The sequence below is a fragment of the Vibrio atlanticus genome, assembly GCF_024347315.1.
Taxonomy (GTDB): domain Bacteria; phylum Pseudomonadota; class Gammaproteobacteria; order Enterobacterales; family Vibrionaceae; genus Vibrio; species Vibrio atlanticus.
This window is the reverse complement of the sequence record NZ_AP025460.1, coordinates 3,236,538-3,253,184: the sequence shown is the minus strand read 5'-3', so window position 1 is coordinate 3,253,184 and position 16,647 is coordinate 3,236,538. Positions and strand designations below refer to the sequence as shown.

Sequence of the window (16,647 nt, the reverse complement as noted above, 5' to 3'; positions counted from 1 at the left end):
TGGTCTTATTTTAAGCCACCTAATCCGTACCTAGAGGGACACCCCATGTCTAAAGAAAAATTTGAACGTACGAAACCGCACGTAAACGTTGGTACTATCGGCCACGTTGACCACGGTAAAACAACTCTAACTGCTGCTATCTGTACTACACTTGCAAAAGTGTACGGCGGTGTTGCTAAAGATTTCGCATCTATCGATAACGCTCCAGAAGAGCGCGAGCGCGGTATCACAATCGCAACTTCTCACGTTGAGTACGATACTCCTGAACGTCACTACGCACACGTAGACTGTCCTGGACACGCCGATTATGTTAAAAACATGATCACTGGTGCTGCTCAAATGGACGGCGGTATCCTAGTTGTTGCTGCTACAGATGGCCCTATGCCACAAACTCGTGAGCACATCCTACTTGGTCGTCAAGTTGGTATCCCTTACATCATCGTATTCATGAACAAATGTGACATGGTTGATGACGAAGAGCTACTTGAGCTAGTAGAAATGGAAGTTCGTGAACTTCTTTCTGAGTACGAGTACCCAGGAGACGACCTACCAGTAATTCAAGGTTCTGCACTTGGCGCTCTAAACGGCGAAAAGCAGTGGGAAGACAAGATCGTTGAGCTTGCAGAAGCACTAGATTCTTACATTCCACTTCCAGAGCGTGCTGTTGATCTACCGTTCCTACTTCCTATTGAAGATGTATTCTCAATCCAAGGTCGTGGTACTGTAGTTACTGGTCGTATCGAGCGCGGTATCCTACGTGTAGGTGACGAAGTAGAAATCGTTGGTATCAAAGAGACTACTCTTACTACTTGTACTGGTGTTGAAATGTTCCGTAAACTGCTTGACGAAGGTCGTGCAGGTGAGAACGTTGGTGCACTTCTACGTGGTACTAAGCGTGATGACGTTGAACGTGGCCAAGTACTTTCTGCTAAAGGTTCAATCAACCCACACACTAAGTTTGAGTCTGAAGTATACGTACTTTCTAAAGACGAAGGCGGCCGTCACACTCCTTTCTTCAAGGGTTACCGTCCACAGTTCTACTTCCGTACAACTGACGTAACAGGCGACATCACTCTACCTGAAGGCGTAGAAATGGTAATGCCAGGTGACAACGTTCAAATGACTGTTGAGCTAATCGCTCCAATCGCAATGGACGAAGGTCTACGTTTCGCAATCCGCGAAGGTGGCCGTACAGTTGGTGCTGGTGTTGTAGCTAAAATCTTTGCATAAGATTTGACGAACCACTAGTAAAAAGGGCATCATTTGATGCCCTTTTTCTGCGCTGAAAAAAGAGTTGGGTGTTTTGACATCAATTTTAACTCTTAGCAAAGAATTAAACGGTCTTTTTAACTAAAATGACTGTTAGATGTGTTGTTTTGCAACGCAAAGGAATGTGCCCTGCAACAGCGGGGTTATTGTCGTCTATATTTAAGACTTATCACAGGTTGGTTTTATGAAAGCAAACGCTGAAACTCCTGATAGCTCAGGTGCAGCAGATACAATGAAGTGGGTAGTCGCTTTTGTACTGTTGGCTGCTGCTGTTGTGGGTAATTACCTGTATGGTGAATTGTCTGTTGTAATTCGCGCTGCAGGTGTAGTTGTGCTGATTGCTGCCGCACTAGGCGTTGCAGCAACAACAACTAAAGGTAAAGCTGCGATCGATTTTGCAAAAGAATCTCGTATGGAGATTCGTAAAGTTGTTTGGCCTACTCGCCAAGAAACTATGCAAACTACATTGATCGTTTTAGCTGTATGTATTGTTATGTCTCTAGTGCTTTGGGGAATTGACGGCATTATGGTCCGTTTAGTTTCTCTAGCAACTGGAGTGTAGAGGGTTCTGATTCATGAGTGAAGCTCCAAAAAAACGTTGGTATGTAGTTCAAGCCTTTTCTGGCTATGAAGGTCGTGTATCTCAATCGTTACGCGAACATATTAAAATGCACGACATGGAAGAATTCTTTGGTGACGTTTTAGTACCTACTGAAGAAGTAGTGGAAATGCGTGCAGGTCAACGCCGTAAAAGCGAACGTAAGTTCTTCCCTGGCTACGTATTAGTGCAAATGATCATGAATGATGAATCATGGCACTTAGTACGCAGCATTCCTCGTGTTATGGGCTTCATTGGTGGTACCTCTGATCGTCCTGCACCAATCACTGATAAAGAAGCTGATGCTATCTTGAACCGTCTAGAGAAAGCGAGCGAGTCTCCACGTCCTAAGACAATGTTCGAAGCGGGTGAAGTGGTTCGTGTGAACGATGGTCCGTTTGCTGATTTCAACGGTACAGTTGAAGAAGTAGATTACGAGAAAAGCCGCATTAAGGTATCTGTATCGATCTTTGGTCGTGCAACACCGGTTGAGCTTGAATTTGGTCAAGTTGAAAAGCTGGACTAAAACTCTAACTTTTGAACAAGCTGTGGATAAATACTTCATAAGTTGTTTAAAATAAAAGAGTATAAAAAACCACCTTTTTAGGGTTGTTAAAGGCGCGAATTATGATTATAATTTCGCGCCTTTTTACTTCTATCGAAGTAAGAAAGAGTTAATTGAAATTAAGGGGAGCTTGCCTCAGGGCTAGCGCATGTACCCAAAAATTAGGAAATATCATGGCTAAGAAAGTTGAAGCTTATATCAAACTGCAAGTTGCAGCTGGTATGGCAAACCCAAGTCCACCGGTTGGTCCTGCTCTAGGTCAACACGGCGTGAACATCATGGAATTCTGTAAAGCGTTCAACGCAAAAACAGAATCTGTTGAGAAAGGTCTACCTACTCCAGTAGTAATTACTGTTTACAACGACCGTTCTTTCACGTTCGTAACTAAGACTCCACCTGCTGCTGTTCTTCTTAAGAAAGCTGCTGGCGTTAAGTCTGGTTCAGGTCGTCCAAACACTGAGAAAGTTGGTACTGTAACTGACGCTCAAGTTCAGGAAATCGCAGAAACTAAAGCTGCTGATATGACTGGTGCTGACATCGAAGCAATGAAGCGTTCTATTGCTGGTACTGCTCGTTCAATGGGCCTAGTGGTAGAGGGATAAGATCATGGCAAAACTTACTAAGCGTATGCGCGTAATCCGCGACAAAGTTGAAGTAACTAAAGAATACGAAATCAACGAAGCTGTTGCTCTTCTTAAAGAACTAGCTACTGCTAAATTCGTTGAGTCTGTAGATGTTGCTGTTAACCTAGGCATCGATGCTCGTAAATCTGACCAAAACGTACGTGGCGCAACTGTGCTACCTCACGGTACTGGCCGTGACATCCGCGTTGCTGTGTTCACTCAAGGTGCAAACGCAGAAGCAGCTAAAGCAGCTGGCGCAGATATCGTTGGTATGGAAGATCTTGCTGAGCAAGTGAAAAAAGGCGAAATGAACTTCGACGTTGTTGTTGCTTCTCCTGATGCAATGCGTGTTGTTGGTCAACTAGGTACAATCCTAGGTCCACGCGGCCTTATGCCAAACCCTAAAGTTGGTACTGTAACTCCTAACGTTGCTGAAGCGGTTAAGAACGCTAAAGCTGGTCAGGTTCGTTACCGTAACGACAAGAACGGTATCATCCACACTACTATCGGCAAAGCATCTTTCGAAGCTAACCAGCTTCAAGAGAACCTAGAAGCACTTCTAGTTGCTCTTAAGAAAGCTAAGCCTTCTTCAGCGAAAGGTACTTTCCTGAAGAAAGTAAGCATCTCTACTACAATGGGTGCTGGTGTTACTGTTGATCAAGCTAGTCTTGACACTCAAGCAAACTAATTTGCTTCGGCGCAGATTTAGTGTATACTTCTGCGCCTAATATTTGTGGTTGGGTGATTTTTGAAGCAATTCAGGTCATCCGTCCCAAGACCGTAGGCGCTGTACTCTTCGGAGGTATGGCTTAATAAAACCTACGTAGGCGATGTTGTGGTTTGAAGTGAATTTATTCATTTTTAAATAACATCGTAAACGCTCATTACATTTTGTATGAGTGCTGTAATCACAACCAGAGGTTAATCCAAATGGCTTTAAATCTTCAAGACAAAAAAGCAATTGTTGCTGAAGTCAACGAAGCTGCCAGTGGTGCACTTTCTGCAGTTGTAGCTGATTCTCGTGGCGTTACTGTTGGCGCAATGACTTCTCTACGTAAACAAGCTCGCGAAGCGGGTGTTTACATGAGAGTTGTTCGTAACACACTAGCACGCCGTGCGATTCAGGGTACAGACTACGAGTGTCTAACTGACACTTTCACTGGTCCAACTCTGATCGCATTCTCTAATGAGCACCCAGGTGCTGCAGCGCGTCTTTTCAAAGACTTCGCTAAAGAGAATAAAGATTTCGAGATCAAAGCTGCTGCATTTGAAGGCGCAGTTACTGATGCTGAAGTACTAGCGACACTACCAACTTACGACGAAGCTATCGCACGCCTAATGATGTGCATGAAAGAAGCTTCTGCCGGCAAGCTGGTTCGTACTATCGCTGCTGTTCGCGACCAAAAAGAAGAAGCTGCGGCTTAAGCCTTGCTTTTCACTGGTTGCTATTTAAACTTATTGTTGACTTAAAAGAGAATTGTTATGTCTATTACTAACGAGCAAATCCTAGACGCAGTTGCAGAAATGTCTGTAATGCAAGTTGTTGAGCTTATCGAAGCTATGGAAGAGAAATTCGGTGTTACTGCTGCTGCTGCAGTTGTAGCTGGTGGTGCTTCTGCTGAAGCTGCTGCTGAGCAAACTGAATTCGACGTAATCCTAACTGCTGCTGGCGCTAACAAAGTACAAGTTATCAAAGCTGTACGTGGCGCAACTGGCCTAGGTCTTAAAGAAGCTAAAGGTCTTGTAGACTCAGCTCCTGCAGCGCTTAAAGAAGGCGTTGACAAAGCTGAAGCTGAAGCTCTTAAAGCACAGCTAGAAGAAGCTGGCGCTTCTGTTGAAGTTAAGTAATTATTACTTAATTTCTTAGCCGCAAGGCTAATGGCTGGTGGTTTATTAACCACCGGCCTTTTTGCGCTGTAGGGCTATGACGAAATTTCCGCTGTTTAACCGTCATAATCCAAGCAAAAAAACAATCATTTTTTCGAAATGATTGTTCACTACAGTAAACAGCTGTTTGTCACCGCCCCCTCTGAAGAGTGTTTTGGGTGGTTTGGGTCACTTATCAGCGAGCTGAGGAACCCCATGGTTTACTCTTATACCGAGAAAAAGCGCATCCGTAAGGATTTTGGTACTCGTCCACAAGTTTTGGACATTCCATACCTGTTATCGATCCAGCTTGATTCTTTCGACAAATTCATCGAACAGGATCCTGAAGGTCAATACGGTCTTGAAGCTGCTTTCCGTTCTGTATTTCCAATTCAGAGCTACAACGGCAATTCTGAGCTGCAATACGTTAGCTACCGTCTTGGTGAGCCAGTTTTTGACGTTAAAGAATGTCAAATCCGCGGTGTTACTTACTCAAAGCCACTACGCGTAAAACTGCGTCTAGTTATCTTTGATCGAGATGCACCAGCAGGTACTGTAAAAGACATTAAAGAACAAGAAGTCTACATGGGCGAAATTCCGCTTATGACAGACAATGGTACTTTCGTAATTAATGGTACCGAGAGGGTTATCGTATCCCAGCTGCACCGAAGCCCAGGCGTGTTCTTCGACAGTGATAAGGGTAAGACCCACTCATCAGGTAAAGTTCTTTATAACGCACGTGTAATTCCTTACCGTGGCTCATGGTTAGACTTTGAGTTCGATCCTAAGGATAACTTATTCGTACGTATCGACCGTCGTCGTAAGCTACCAGCATCGATTATCCTTCGTGCACTTGGTAAATCGACTGAAGAGATCCTAGATCTGTTCTTCGACAAAGTGAACTTCGAAGTGAAAGACCAAACTCTACTTATGGAGTTGGTTCCTGATCGTCTACGTGGTGAAACTGCGTCATTCGACATCGAAGCAAACGGCAAAACTTACGTTGAGACTGGTCGTCGTGTAACTGCTCGCCATATCCGTCAACTTGAAAAAGATGGCGTTGAGCACATCGAAGTACCAGTAGAGTACATCGTTGAAAAGATTGCTGCGAAAGATTACATCAACGAAGCAACTGGCGAGATCATCGTTGGCGCAAACCAAGAGATTAGCCTAGAAGCACTTGCTAACCTGTCTCAAGCAGGTCACAAGACTCTAGAAGTGCTGTTCACGAATGACCTAGACCATGGTCCATTCATGTCAGACACTCTACGTGCGGATAGCACAGTAGATCGCATCTCTGCATTGGTAGAAATCTACCGCATGATGCGTCCTGGCGAGCCACCAACGAAAGAAGCTGCAGAATCATTGTTCGAAAGCCTATTCTTCTCTGAAGATCGTTACGACCTATCAACTGTAGGCCGTATGAAATTCAACAGCTCTATCGAGCGTGAAGAAGAAGAAGAGCGCGGTACTCTGGATGAATCAGACATCATCGAAGTGATGAAGAAACTGATTGGTATCCGTAACGGCATTGGTGAAGTGGACGATATCGACCACCTTGGCAACCGTCGTATCCGTTCTGTAGGTGAAATGGCAGAAAACCAATTCCGTGTTGGTCTAGTTCGTGTAGAACGTGCCGTTAAAGAACGTCTAAGCCTTGGTGACCTTGATGCAATCATGCCTCAAGATCTTATCAACGCTAAGCCGATCTCTGCTGCAGTTAAAGAATTCTTTGGCTCTTCACAGCTTTCACAGTTTATGGACCAAAACAACCCATTGTCAGAAGTTACGCACAAGCGTCGTATCTCTGCTTTAGGTCCTGGTGGTCTTACTCGTGAGCGCGCAGGCTTCGAAGTACGTGACGTTCACGTAACTCACTACGGTCGTCTATGTCCGATCGAAACGCCTGAAGGTCCAAACATCGGTCTAATTAACTCGCTATCTGCATTTGCACGTTGTAACGATTACGGTTTCCTAGAAACTCCGTACCGTCGTGTAGTAGATGGTGTAGTAACAGAAGAAGTTGATTACCTGTCTGCAATCCAGGAAGGTCAATTCGTAATCGCGCAAGCAAACACCATTCTTACTGAAGAAGGTACGTTTGCAGATGAGCTAATCACAGCTCGTCAAAAAGGTGAATCTGGTCTTCACCCACGCGATCACGTTGACTACATGGACGTTGCGACAAACCAAGTAGTATCTATCGCTGCTTCGCTTATCCCGTTCCTAGAACACGATGATGCGAACCGTGCATTGATGGGTGCCAACATGCAACGTCAAGCTGTACCAACACTGAGAGCTGATAAGCCTCTAGTAGGTACGGGTATCGAACGTAACATCGCAGTTGACTCTGGTGTTACAGCGGTTGCTAAACGTGGTGGTCAAGTTCAGTCTGTTGACGCTTCTCGTATCGTAGTTAAGGTTAACGAAGATGAATTGGTACCTGGCGAAGCTGGTATCGATATCTACAACCTGACTAAGTACACGCGTTCGAACCAAAACACATGTATTAACCAACGTCCAACTGTACTTCCTGGTGAACCAGTTGCACGCGGCGATGTTCTTGCTGACGGTCCTTCAACAGACCTTGGTGAACTAGCTCTTGGCCAAAACATGCGTATCGCATTCATGCCTTGGAACGGTTACAACTTCGAAGACTCGATCTTAGTATCTGAGCGCGTAGTTCAAGAAGACCGTTTCACGACAATCCACATTCAAGAATTATCTTGTGTGGCTCGTGATACTAAGCTGGGTTCTGAAGAGATCACAGCTGATATTCCAAACGTAGGTGAGTCTGCTCTGTCTAAACTAGACGAGTCAGGTATCGTTTACATTGGTGCTGAAGTTAAGGGTGGCGACATCCTAGTTGGTAAAGTAACCCCTAAAGGTGAAACTCAACTGACTCCTGAAGAGAAGCTACTACGTGCTATCTTCGGTGAGAAAGCATCTGATGTTAAAGATACTTCTCTACGTGTACCAAACTCTGTTTCGGGTACTATCATCGATGTACAAGTCTTCACTCGCGATGGCGTAGAGAAAGACAAACGTGCACTTGAAATCGAACAGATGCAGCTTAAAGAAGCTAAGAAAGATCTAACTGAAGAGTTCCAAATTCTTGAGGGTGGCCTTCTTAACCGTGTTAAAGCTGTACTTCTGTCTGGTGGTTACTCTGAAGCTAAGCTTGATACTATCGGTCGTAAGCAATGGCTAGAGCAAGTTCTAGAAGACGATGCGCTACAAACACAGCTTGAGCAACTTGCTGAGCAGTGGGATGAGCTAAAAGCAGACTTCGATAAGAAGTTTGAAACTAAGCGTCGTAAAATCACTCAAGGTGATGATCTAGCGCCTGGCGTTCTTAAGATTGTTAAAGTTTACCTAGCGGTTAAACGTCGTATCCAGCCTGGTGATAAGATGGCCGGTCGTCACGGTAACAAAGGTGTAATCTCTAAGATTAACCCTGTTGAAGACATGCCATACGATGAGAAAGGTCAGCCTGTAGACATCGTACTTAACCCGCTGGGTGTACCATCGCGTATGAACATCGGTCAGATCCTAGAAGTTCACTTAGGTTTGGCTGCGAAAGGTATCGGTGACAAGATCAACCAAATGGTTAAGGAACAACAAGAACTGCATAAGTTCCGTGAGTTCCTACAGAAGGTTTACGATCTTGGCGATACTCGTCAGAAAGTTGATATTGCTGAACTGTCTGATGATCAAGTTCGTACACTGATCAAGAACCTACGTGGCGGTCTACCGATTGCTACACCTGTGTTCGACGGTGCTTCTGAGTCTCTAATCAAAGAACTACTTAAACTGGGTGATCTGCCAGAATCTGGTCAGCTTAAACTGTTTGATGGTCGTACTGGTGATTCGTTTGAGCGTCCTGTAACTGTTGGTTACATGTACATGCTGAAACTGAACCACTTGGTTGATGACAAGATGCATGCTCGTTCAACTGGTTCTTACAGCCTAGTAACTCAGCAACCACTTGGTGGTAAAGCTCAGTTCGGTGGTCAGCGTTTCGGTGAGATGGAAGTATGGGCACTAGAAGCATACGGTGCTGCATATACTCTACAAGAAATGCTAACAGTTAAGTCGGATGACGTTAACGGCCGTACTAAGATGTACAAGAACATCGTAGATGGTAACCATAGCATGGAACCTGGCATGCCAGAGTCGTTCAACGTACTGTTGAAAGAGATTCGCTCGCTAGGTATCAACATCGAGCTAGAAGACGAAGAGTAATCCCTCTTTTTTATAAAGAAGATTGGATTACTTGGTAAAGGGGGCTCACTTTAGTCGGTGAGCTCCTTTAACTCCTTACAGGAGCTGAACGTGAAAGACTTATTAAACTTTCTAAAAGCACAGCATAAGACCGAAGAATTTGATGCAATCAAAATCGGTCTATCTTCACCAGACACGATCCGTTCGTGGTCTTTTGGTGAAGTTAAAAAGCCAGAAACAATTAACTATCGTACGTTCAAACCTGAACGTGATGGTCTGTTCTGTGCACGTATTTTTGGTCCAGTTAAAGACTACGAATGTCTTTGTGGCAAATACAAGCGCCTGAAGCACCGTGGTGTTATCTGTGAGAAGTGTGGCGTTGAAGTTACACAAACTAAAGTTCGTCGTGACCGTATGGGCCACATCGAGCTTGCTTCACCAGTTGCTCACATCTGGTTCCTAAAATCACTACCGTCTCGTATCGGTTTACTAATGGATATCCCTCTGCGTGATATCGAACGTGTTCTTTACTTCGAAATGTACGTAGTAACTGAACCGGGTATGACTGATCTAGAAAAATCTCAGATGCTTACTGAAGAAGAGTATCTGGATCGTCTAGAAGAGTGGGGTGACGAATTCACTGCTAAGATGGGTGCTGAAGCGATCAAAGATCTGCTTTCAACAATGGACCTTCATCAAGAAGTGGAAGAAATGCGCGAAGAGTTGGAAACAACTAACTCTGAAACTAAGCGTAAGAAAGTTACTAAGCGTTTGAAGCTAGTTGAAGCGTTCATTTCGTCAGGCAACAAGCCTGAGTGGATGATCCTAACTGTACTTCCAGTGCTACCGCCAGATCTACGTCCTCTAGTACCACTAGATGGCGGTCGTTTTGCGACCTCTGATCTGAACGACCTTTACCGTCGTGTGATCAACCGTAACAACCGTTTGAAGCGTCTTCTAGAGCTAGCGGCTCCAGACATCATCGTACGTAACGAAAAGCGTATGCTGCAAGAGTCTGTTGATGCCCTTCTAGATAACGGTCGTCGCGGTCGTGCGATCACGGGTTCTAACAAGCGTCCTCTGAAATCTCTTGCTGATATGATCAAGGGTAAACAAGGTCGTTTCCGTCAGAACCTTCTAGGTAAACGTGTAGACTACTCTGGCCGTTCTGTAATCACAGTTGGTCCATACCTTCGTCTACATCAGTGTGGTCTTCCTAAGAAGATGGCACTTGAGCTATTTAAGCCGTTCATCTACAGCAAGCTAGAAACTCGTGGCATGGCTACGACAATCAAAGCTGCTAAGAAAATGGTAGAGCGCGAAGAAGCGATCGTTTGGGATATCCTAGACGAAGTGATCCGTGAACACCCAGTACTGCTTAACCGTGCACCTACACTTCACCGTCTAGGTATCCAAGCGTTTGAACCAGTACTAATCGAAGGTAAAGCGATTCAGCTTCACCCACTAGTGTGTGCGGCATACAACGCCGACTTCGATGGTGACCAAATGGCGGTACACGTGCCTCTAACTCTAGAAGCACAGCTTGAAGCTCGTACCCTAATGATGTCGACGAATAACATTCTGTCGCCAGCATCAGGTGATCCAATCATCGTACCTTCTCAGGACGTTGTATTGGGTCTTTACTACATGACACGTGACAAGATCAACGTGAAAGGTGAAGGTATGTACCTTGCTGGCCCTGCTGAGGCTGAAAAGGCATACCGTACTAAGACTGCTGAGCTACACGCTCGCGTTAAAGTACGTATCACTGAAACTGTAGTAGATGAAGACGGCAATAGCACAACGAATACTGGCCTAGTTGATACGACTGTAGGTCGTGCAATGCTATGGCAGATCGTTCCAGCTGGCCTACCGTACAGCATCGTTAACCAAAAGTTAGGTAAGAAGCAGATCTCTACTCTTCTTAACGAGTGTTACCGTAAGCTTGGTCTAAAAGATACAGTAGTATTTGCTGACCAAATCATGTACGCAGGTTTCGCATACGCGGCACTTTCTGGTGTTTCTGTAGGTATCAACGATATGGTTGTTCCTCAAGCGAAATACGATGAAATTGAATCTGCTGAAGAAGAAGTTCGTGAAATCCAAGAGCAATTCCAATCAGGTCTTGTTACTGCGGGTGAGCGTTACAACAAAGTTATCGATATCTGGGCATCTACGAATGACCGCGTTGCGAAAGCAATGATGGATAACCTATCTTCTGAAACAGTTATCAACCGTGACGGCGAAGAAGAACAGCAAGAATCGTTCAACAGCATCTACATGATGGCCGACTCGGGCGCACGTGGTTCTGCTGCTCAGATTCGTCAGCTAGCAGGTATGCGTGGTCTGATGGCGCGTCCAGATGGTTCAATCATCGAAACGCCGATCACAGCGAACTTTAAAGAAGGTCTAAACGTCCTTCAGTACTTTATCTCAACGCACGGTGCTCGTAAGGGTCTTGCGGATACAGCACTCAAAACAGCAAACTCGGGTTACCTAACTCGTCGTCTAGTAGACGTTGCTCAAGACGTTGTAGTACACGAACATGACTGTGGCACGCATGAAGGTATCGATATGATGCCTCACATCGAAGGTGGTGACGTTAAAGTTGCACTTTCTGAGCTTGCTCTAGGTCGTGTAGTAGCTGAAGACGTTCTTAAGCCTGGTACTGAAGATGTACTGATTCCACGTAATACTCTGATTGATGAGAAGTGGTGTCAAATCATGGAAGACAACTCAGTAGATAGCATGAAAGTGCGCTCTGTTGTTACCTGTGATGCAGACTTCGGTTGTTGTGCACAGTGTTACGGTCGTGACCTAGCACGTGGTCACCTAGTGAACCAAGGTGAAGCAGTTGGTGTTATCGCTGCACAATCTATCGGTGAACCGGGTACACAGCTAACGATGCGTACGTTCCACATCGGTGGTGCGGCATCTACTGCAGCAGCAGAGAACAGCATCCAAGCTAAGACAACTGGTACTGTGAAACTTCACAATGCTAAGTTCGTAGTTAACAAAGATAAGAAACTGGTTATCACTTCTCGTGCATCTGAGATGACGATTATTGATGAATTCGGCCGTACTAAAGAGAAGCACAAACTTCCTTACGGTTCTATGCTAACCAAAGGCGACAACGCAGCAGTTACTGCTGGTGAAGTTGTAGCTAACTGGGAAGCGCATACCATGCCAATCATCACTGAAGTGGCAGGTCGTATCCAATTCGTAGATATGATCGATGGTATTACAGTTTCTCGTCAAACTGACGATCTAACGGGTCTTTCTTCAAGTGAAGTAACAGACGCAGCAGCTCGCCCAGCAGCAGGTAAAGATATGCGTCCAGCTATCAAACTTGTTGATGAGCAAGGTAACGACGTAATGATTCCTGGTACTGATATGCCAGCTCACTACTTCCTACCTGGCAAAGCGATTGTAAACATCGAAGATGGCGCTGAAGTTGGCATTGGTGACACACTATCTCGTATCCCTCAAAAATCGAGCGGAAACAAAGATATCACCGGTGGTCTACCACGCGTAGCTGACCTATTCGAAGCTCGTAAGCCTAAAGAGCCTGCGATCCTTGCTGAGCACACAGGTACTGTGTCTTTCGGTAAAGAAACGAAAGGTAAGCGTCGTCTAGTAATCACTCGTGAAGGCGGTGACGCTTACGAAGAGATGATTCCTAAGCACCGTCAATTGAACGTGTTCGAAGGTGAGAAGATTGAACGTGGTGATGTAATCGCCGACGGTCCTGAAACTCCACACGATATCCTGCGTCTACGTGGTATCCACGCTGTGACTCAGTACATCGCGAACGAAGTTCAAGAAGTTTACCGCTTACAAGGCGTAAAGATTAACGATAAGCACATCGAGACTATCGTTCGTCAAATGCTACGTAAGTGTACAATCACTCATTCTGGTGACTCTCCGTTCCTACCTGGCGAACAAGTTGAGTACCACAATGTTAAGATTGCTAACCGTAAGCTAGAAGCTGAAGGTAAAGAACTAGTACGTTTCGAACGTGATCTACTAGGTATTACTAAAGCATCTCTTGCAACTGAGTCATTCATCTCAGCTGCATCGTTCCAAGAAACGACTCGCGTACTAACAGAAGCTGCGGTTTCTGGTAAGCGTGATGACCTTCGTGGCCTGAAAGAGAACGTAATTGTTGGTCGTCTGATCCCAGCTGGTACTGGTTTCGCATACCACCAAGAGCGTCAAAAGCAACGTGAAGAAGAGCAAGAAGGTCCTTCAGCTGAGCAAGCTACTGACAATCTAGCAGCACTTCTAAACGCTGGTTTCTCTTCAGAAGAGTAAGCTCTACGAGTAGTCTCTAAGAGATAAGAAAAAGGCACCTTCGGGTGCCTTTTTTGTATCTGGCGTATTGATGTATTGGTGTTTAACGAGAGGCTTAAAGATTAGACGTTGATATGGCTGGTAGACTTAGTCACGAGTATTTTCTCGTCGGCCGTTTTGGGTGTTTGCAGGGAGAGCGTGAGGATGAAACTTACGTCTAGCTATCGCAAACTTCTGAGTAGGGACGAACCAATAGGCTCTGGCTGAAGAGTTGGATGTTTTGCGTAACGTTACAGACAAAACAAAAAGCTTGCACAGAGGCAAGCTTACAAGGAGTTAAGCCCTTACGCTCCTGGTGGAACTGCTAGGCTGTCGGCAATTTGTTGTATCAACTGGTCTTCAACCGCAAACCTCGCCTCAAGAATCTCACCAACGAGTGATAGCTCACTATCAAAGCTTTCTAATGTATCGGTCGCTTCAATGGCTGCGTATTTATCGGTGAAGTTGAGTAGTGGATCTGTGGTAAGAACGATATGACCATAAGATTGGTTGATTTCGTCTGTTGCTTTGAAGCCAGTAGACTGCCATTTGTCCATCACCATGTCATAGATTTTGAAATGACCTTCGGAGATGTAATCGACTAAATGTTGGCTGAATTTTTGGAGTTCTTCTGGAGAAGGCAGTTCGGTGATTGCCGTTGCTTTCGACGATGAAGGCTGTAGAGCGGCAAGCTTACAATACTCAACGATTAGAGACTGTCGAGTTTCGAGCCAATGATCGATGACCTCATTAGAGCCACCCCATTGTTCTTGTATTTGTTTGAATTTATTTAGCATGACCATGTCCTCATGATCTGATCACAACCTTGTGATCAAGTAATTGCCTAAGCAGGGTCCGTTTTATTGGTAGCTACTAAAAGTAATAGCTTGAAATATTCTCTGCTACAACTCTAGTATGAAATTAGATTGCCAGTAAAATGAACGAACTGCAAGCAATGAGGCATAGGGATGTTAAAAAAAAGTGATAACAAAATGACAGATCAAGCGTATTGGTGCGTCGTTTCTGGTAGTGATATTTGGGTTAATGATGATCAGTTTCCTTTTGGCTCTGCTGAAGAGCTAGGGCTGAGTGTTGAGCATGCTATCTGCATTGGTCAGCATCAAGGTCGTAAGGTTTATTGGCTCAACGATTGCGATGTGGAGATTGAACTGAGCATGGTCAGCCTAAGAGATTTGCTTCACTGGCCTGAATCAAGTTTTCTGATCGCAAGCAAAGCTATCCAGTATGGGCACATGACACAAAGTATGCGTTTTTGTCCTCAGTGCGGCGGTCGTAATCATCTGAATCATAATCAGGTGGCGATGCAATGTGGAGACTGCCGAACGCTTCATTACCCTCGTATCTTCCCGTGCATCATTGTCGCTGTACGAAACGACAACAAGATATTACTTGCGCAGCACCCAAGGCATAAAACGGGTATGTACACCGTAATAGCGGGCTTCCTAGAGGTTGGAGAAACCCTAGAGCAGTGTGTGACGCGAGAAGTCAAAGAAGAAACGGGTATCGACGTGAGTAACATTCGTTACTTTGGTAGCCAGCCATGGGCGTTTCCATCGAGTATGATGATGGCCTTTCTTGCTGACTATGCTGGTGGAACGCTCAAACCTGATTACAGTGAACTGTCGGATGCCCAATGGTTTGACGTAACAAGCCTACCTGATGTTGCTCCAGTCGGAACGATTGCGAGACAATTGATTGAGAATACAGTCGATGACATAAGGAAAGCCGGCGTCGCGGAGCAAGAACTAGAACATTAAATTACCTGTGATAGTATTTGGCCTATGGGTGGTCAAACACTAAAAAAAACCCTCCACAAGTGGAGGGGGTAAGTAAGATGTCGTTATGAGATGCTGAGTAGTGACTACTCAGTTGTTATAATTGTAATTTTCGCTAGCGAACAAATTTTTAACATGCTCCTGTAATTGGGTGCAAATTAAGCATGGATTTAAAAGTTAATAACTTGATCTAGGTTGCAAAGCACACAGCTTTTACCCTTCAATCAGTGTTAGAATACTTGCCATCAAAACTAGACAAGATTGAATTGGAATTTAACGGAATGACCGAATTAAAAAACGATCGCTATTTACGCGCACTTTTAAAACAGCCTGTTGATTACACACCGGTATGGATGATGCGCCAAGCTGGCCGCTATCTTCCAGAGTACAAAGCAACGCGCGCTGAAGCGGGCGATTTCATGTCTTTGTGCAAAAACGCTGAACTAGCATCAGAAGTAACACTTCAACCTTTACGTCGTTTCCCGCTTGATGCGGCAATCTTGTTCTCTGACATCCTAACTATCCCAGATGCGATGGGGTTAGGTTTGTACTTCGAAACAGGTGAAGGTCCTAAGTTTGAGCGTCCGATTACTTGTAAAGCTGACGTAGAGAAGATTGGCCTACCAGATCCAGAAGGCGAGCTTCAATACGTAATGAATGCCGTTCGTCAGATCCGTAAAGACCTGAAAGGTGAAGTACCACTGATTGGTTTCTCTGGTAGCCCTTGGACATTGGCAACTTACATGGTTGAAGGCAGCAGCTCGAAGGCGTTCACTAAGATCAAGAAGATGATGTATGCAGAGCCACAAACGCTGCACTTACTTCTAGATAAGCTGGCTGACACTGTTATTGAATACCTGAACGCGCAAATTAAAGCAGGTGCACAATCGGTAATGGTATTCGACACATGGGGTGGTGTACTTACTCCGCGTGACTACAACCTGTTCTCACTGCAGTACATGCACAAAATTGTCGATGGCCTAATTCGTGAAAACGAAGGTCGCCGTGTACCGGTTACTCTGTTCACTAAGAACGGTGGCATGTGGCTAGAATCTATCGCAGCGACTGGTTGTGATGCAGTTGGCCTAGACTGGACAATCAATATTGCTGATGCAAAAGCTCGTATTGGCGATAAAGTGGCTCTACAAGGCAACATGGACCCATCAGTACTTTACGCACAACCTGAGCGTATTCGTGAAGAAGTCGGCACTATCCTTGAAGGTTTTGGTGACGGCGGTACTGGCCACGTATTTAACCTTGGCCATGGTATTCACCTAGATGTGCCACCAGAAAATGCTGGTGTATTTGTGGACGCAGTTCACGACCTATCTAAGCCATACCATAAGTAATTCAGTATGTGTTTTTAGAAAAAGC

The 16,647-nt window shown here is 45.0% G+C and carries 12 protein-coding genes; 11 read left to right on the top strand and 1 reads right to left on the bottom strand.

Annotated features, from left to right (window positions below):
- Window positions 1-45: 45 nt before the first annotated feature.
- From tuf to rpoC, 9 genes are all read left to right on the top strand, one after another.
- Complete coding sequence (tuf, locus tag OCV30_RS14670) at window positions 46-1,230, top strand: elongation factor Tu (protein ID WP_012604914.1); 1,185 nt, start codon at window positions 46-48, stop codon at window positions 1,228-1,230.
- Between the two features lie 223 nt (window positions 1,231-1,453).
- Window positions 1,454-1,831 (top strand): preprotein translocase subunit SecE, encoded by a 378-nt coding sequence (gene secE, locus OCV30_RS14665; protein ID WP_017096511.1) that lies wholly within the window; start codon window positions 1,454-1,456, stop codon window positions 1,829-1,831.
- Window positions 1,832-1,844: 13 nt separating this feature from the next.
- A complete protein-coding gene (gene nusG / locus OCV30_RS14660; protein ID WP_012605006.1) occupies window positions 1,845-2,393 on the top strand; it encodes a transcription termination/antitermination protein NusG in 549 nt (182 codons plus the stop codon).
- Window positions 2,394-2,605: 212 nt separating this feature from the next.
- Window positions 2,606-3,034 carry a 50S ribosomal protein L11 gene (rplK, locus tag OCV30_RS14655; RefSeq protein WP_010435555.1) on the top strand — a complete coding sequence of 143 codons (429 nt, stop codon included), beginning with the start codon at window positions 2,606-2,608 and terminating at the stop codon, window positions 3,032-3,034.
- A gap of 4 nt (window positions 3,035-3,038) precedes the next feature.
- The gene (gene rplA, locus OCV30_RS14650) at window positions 3,039-3,743 is read left to right on the top strand and encodes a 50S ribosomal protein L1 (RefSeq protein ID WP_012605004.1); all 705 of its coding nucleotides are present in this window, start codon (window positions 3,039-3,041) and stop codon (window positions 3,741-3,743) included.
- A 242-nt stretch (window positions 3,744-3,985) separates the two neighbouring features.
- Window positions 3,986-4,480 (top strand): 50S ribosomal protein L10, encoded by a 495-nt coding sequence (gene rplJ / locus OCV30_RS14645; RefSeq protein WP_009844673.1) that lies wholly within the window; start codon window positions 3,986-3,988, stop codon window positions 4,478-4,480.
- 57 nt (window positions 4,481-4,537) lie between these two features.
- On the top strand, window positions 4,538-4,903 hold the full coding sequence (gene rplL / locus OCV30_RS14640; RefSeq protein WP_009844674.1) for a 50S ribosomal protein L7/L12: 366 nt from the start codon (window positions 4,538-4,540) through the stop codon (window positions 4,901-4,903).
- A gap of 234 nt (window positions 4,904-5,137) precedes the next feature.
- On the top strand, window positions 5,138-9,166 hold the full coding sequence (gene rpoB / locus OCV30_RS14635; RefSeq protein ID WP_009844675.1) for a DNA-directed RNA polymerase subunit beta: 4,029 nt from the start codon (window positions 5,138-5,140) through the stop codon (window positions 9,164-9,166).
- A gap of 90 nt (window positions 9,167-9,256) precedes the next feature.
- Window positions 9,257-13,459, top strand: a complete 4,203-nt coding sequence (gene rpoC / locus OCV30_RS14630; protein ID WP_009844676.1) for a DNA-directed RNA polymerase subunit beta' — start codon at window positions 9,257-9,259, stop codon at window positions 13,457-13,459.
- A 323-nt stretch (window positions 13,460-13,782) separates the two neighbouring features.
- Here the strand turns inward: rpoC and OCV30_RS14625 are convergent, their stop codons facing one another.
- Window positions 13,783-14,280, bottom strand: a complete 498-nt coding sequence (locus OCV30_RS14625; RefSeq protein WP_048605474.1) for an Rsd/AlgQ family anti-sigma factor — start codon at window positions 14,278-14,280, stop codon at window positions 13,783-13,785.
- Window positions 14,281-14,445: 165 nt separating this feature from the next.
- Between OCV30_RS14625 and nudC the strand changes: the two genes are divergently transcribed.
- Window positions 14,446-15,255, top strand: coding sequence for an NAD(+) diphosphatase (gene nudC / locus OCV30_RS14620; protein ID WP_065679892.1), 810 nt, complete (start codon window positions 14,446-14,448; stop codon window positions 15,253-15,255).
- Window positions 15,256-15,554: 299 nt separating this feature from the next.
- The gene (gene hemE, locus OCV30_RS14615; protein WP_004729761.1) at window positions 15,555-16,622 is read left to right on the top strand and encodes a uroporphyrinogen decarboxylase; all 1,068 of its coding nucleotides are present in this window, start codon (window positions 15,555-15,557) and stop codon (window positions 16,620-16,622) included.
- Window positions 16,623-16,647 lie beyond the last annotated feature (25 nt).

Bases quoted from the DNA above. Each gene is read 5' to 3' on its own strand.
- nusG (WP_012605006.1), top strand. From the start codon at position 1,845: ATGAGTGAAGCTCCAAAAAAACGTTGGTATGTAGTTCAAGCCTTTTCT.
- rplA (WP_012605004.1), top strand. From the start codon at position 3,039: ATGGCAAAACTTACTAAGCGTATGCGCGTAATCCGCGACAAAGTTGAA.
- rpoB (WP_009844675.1), top strand. From the start codon at position 5,138: ATGGTTTACTCTTATACCGAGAAAAAGCGCATCCGTAAGGATTTTGGT.
- OCV30_RS14625 (WP_048605474.1), bottom strand. From the start codon at position 14,280: ATGGTCATGCTAAATAAATTCAAACAAATACAAGAACAATGGGGTGGC.
- hemE (WP_004729761.1), top strand. From the start codon at position 15,555: ATGACCGAATTAAAAAACGATCGCTATTTACGCGCACTTTTAAAACAG.
- rplL (WP_009844674.1), top strand. From the start codon at position 4,538: ATGTCTATTACTAACGAGCAAATCCTAGACGCAGTTGCAGAAATGTCT.
- secE (WP_017096511.1), top strand. From the start codon at position 1,454: ATGAAAGCAAACGCTGAAACTCCTGATAGCTCAGGTGCAGCAGATACA.
- nudC (WP_065679892.1), top strand. From the start codon at position 14,446: ATGTTAAAAAAAAGTGATAACAAAATGACAGATCAAGCGTATTGGTGC.
- rplJ (WP_009844673.1), top strand. From the start codon at position 3,986: ATGGCTTTAAATCTTCAAGACAAAAAAGCAATTGTTGCTGAAGTCAAC.
- tuf (WP_012604914.1), top strand. From the start codon at position 46: ATGTCTAAAGAAAAATTTGAACGTACGAAACCGCACGTAAACGTTGGT.
- rplK (WP_010435555.1), top strand. From the start codon at position 2,606: ATGGCTAAGAAAGTTGAAGCTTATATCAAACTGCAAGTTGCAGCTGGT.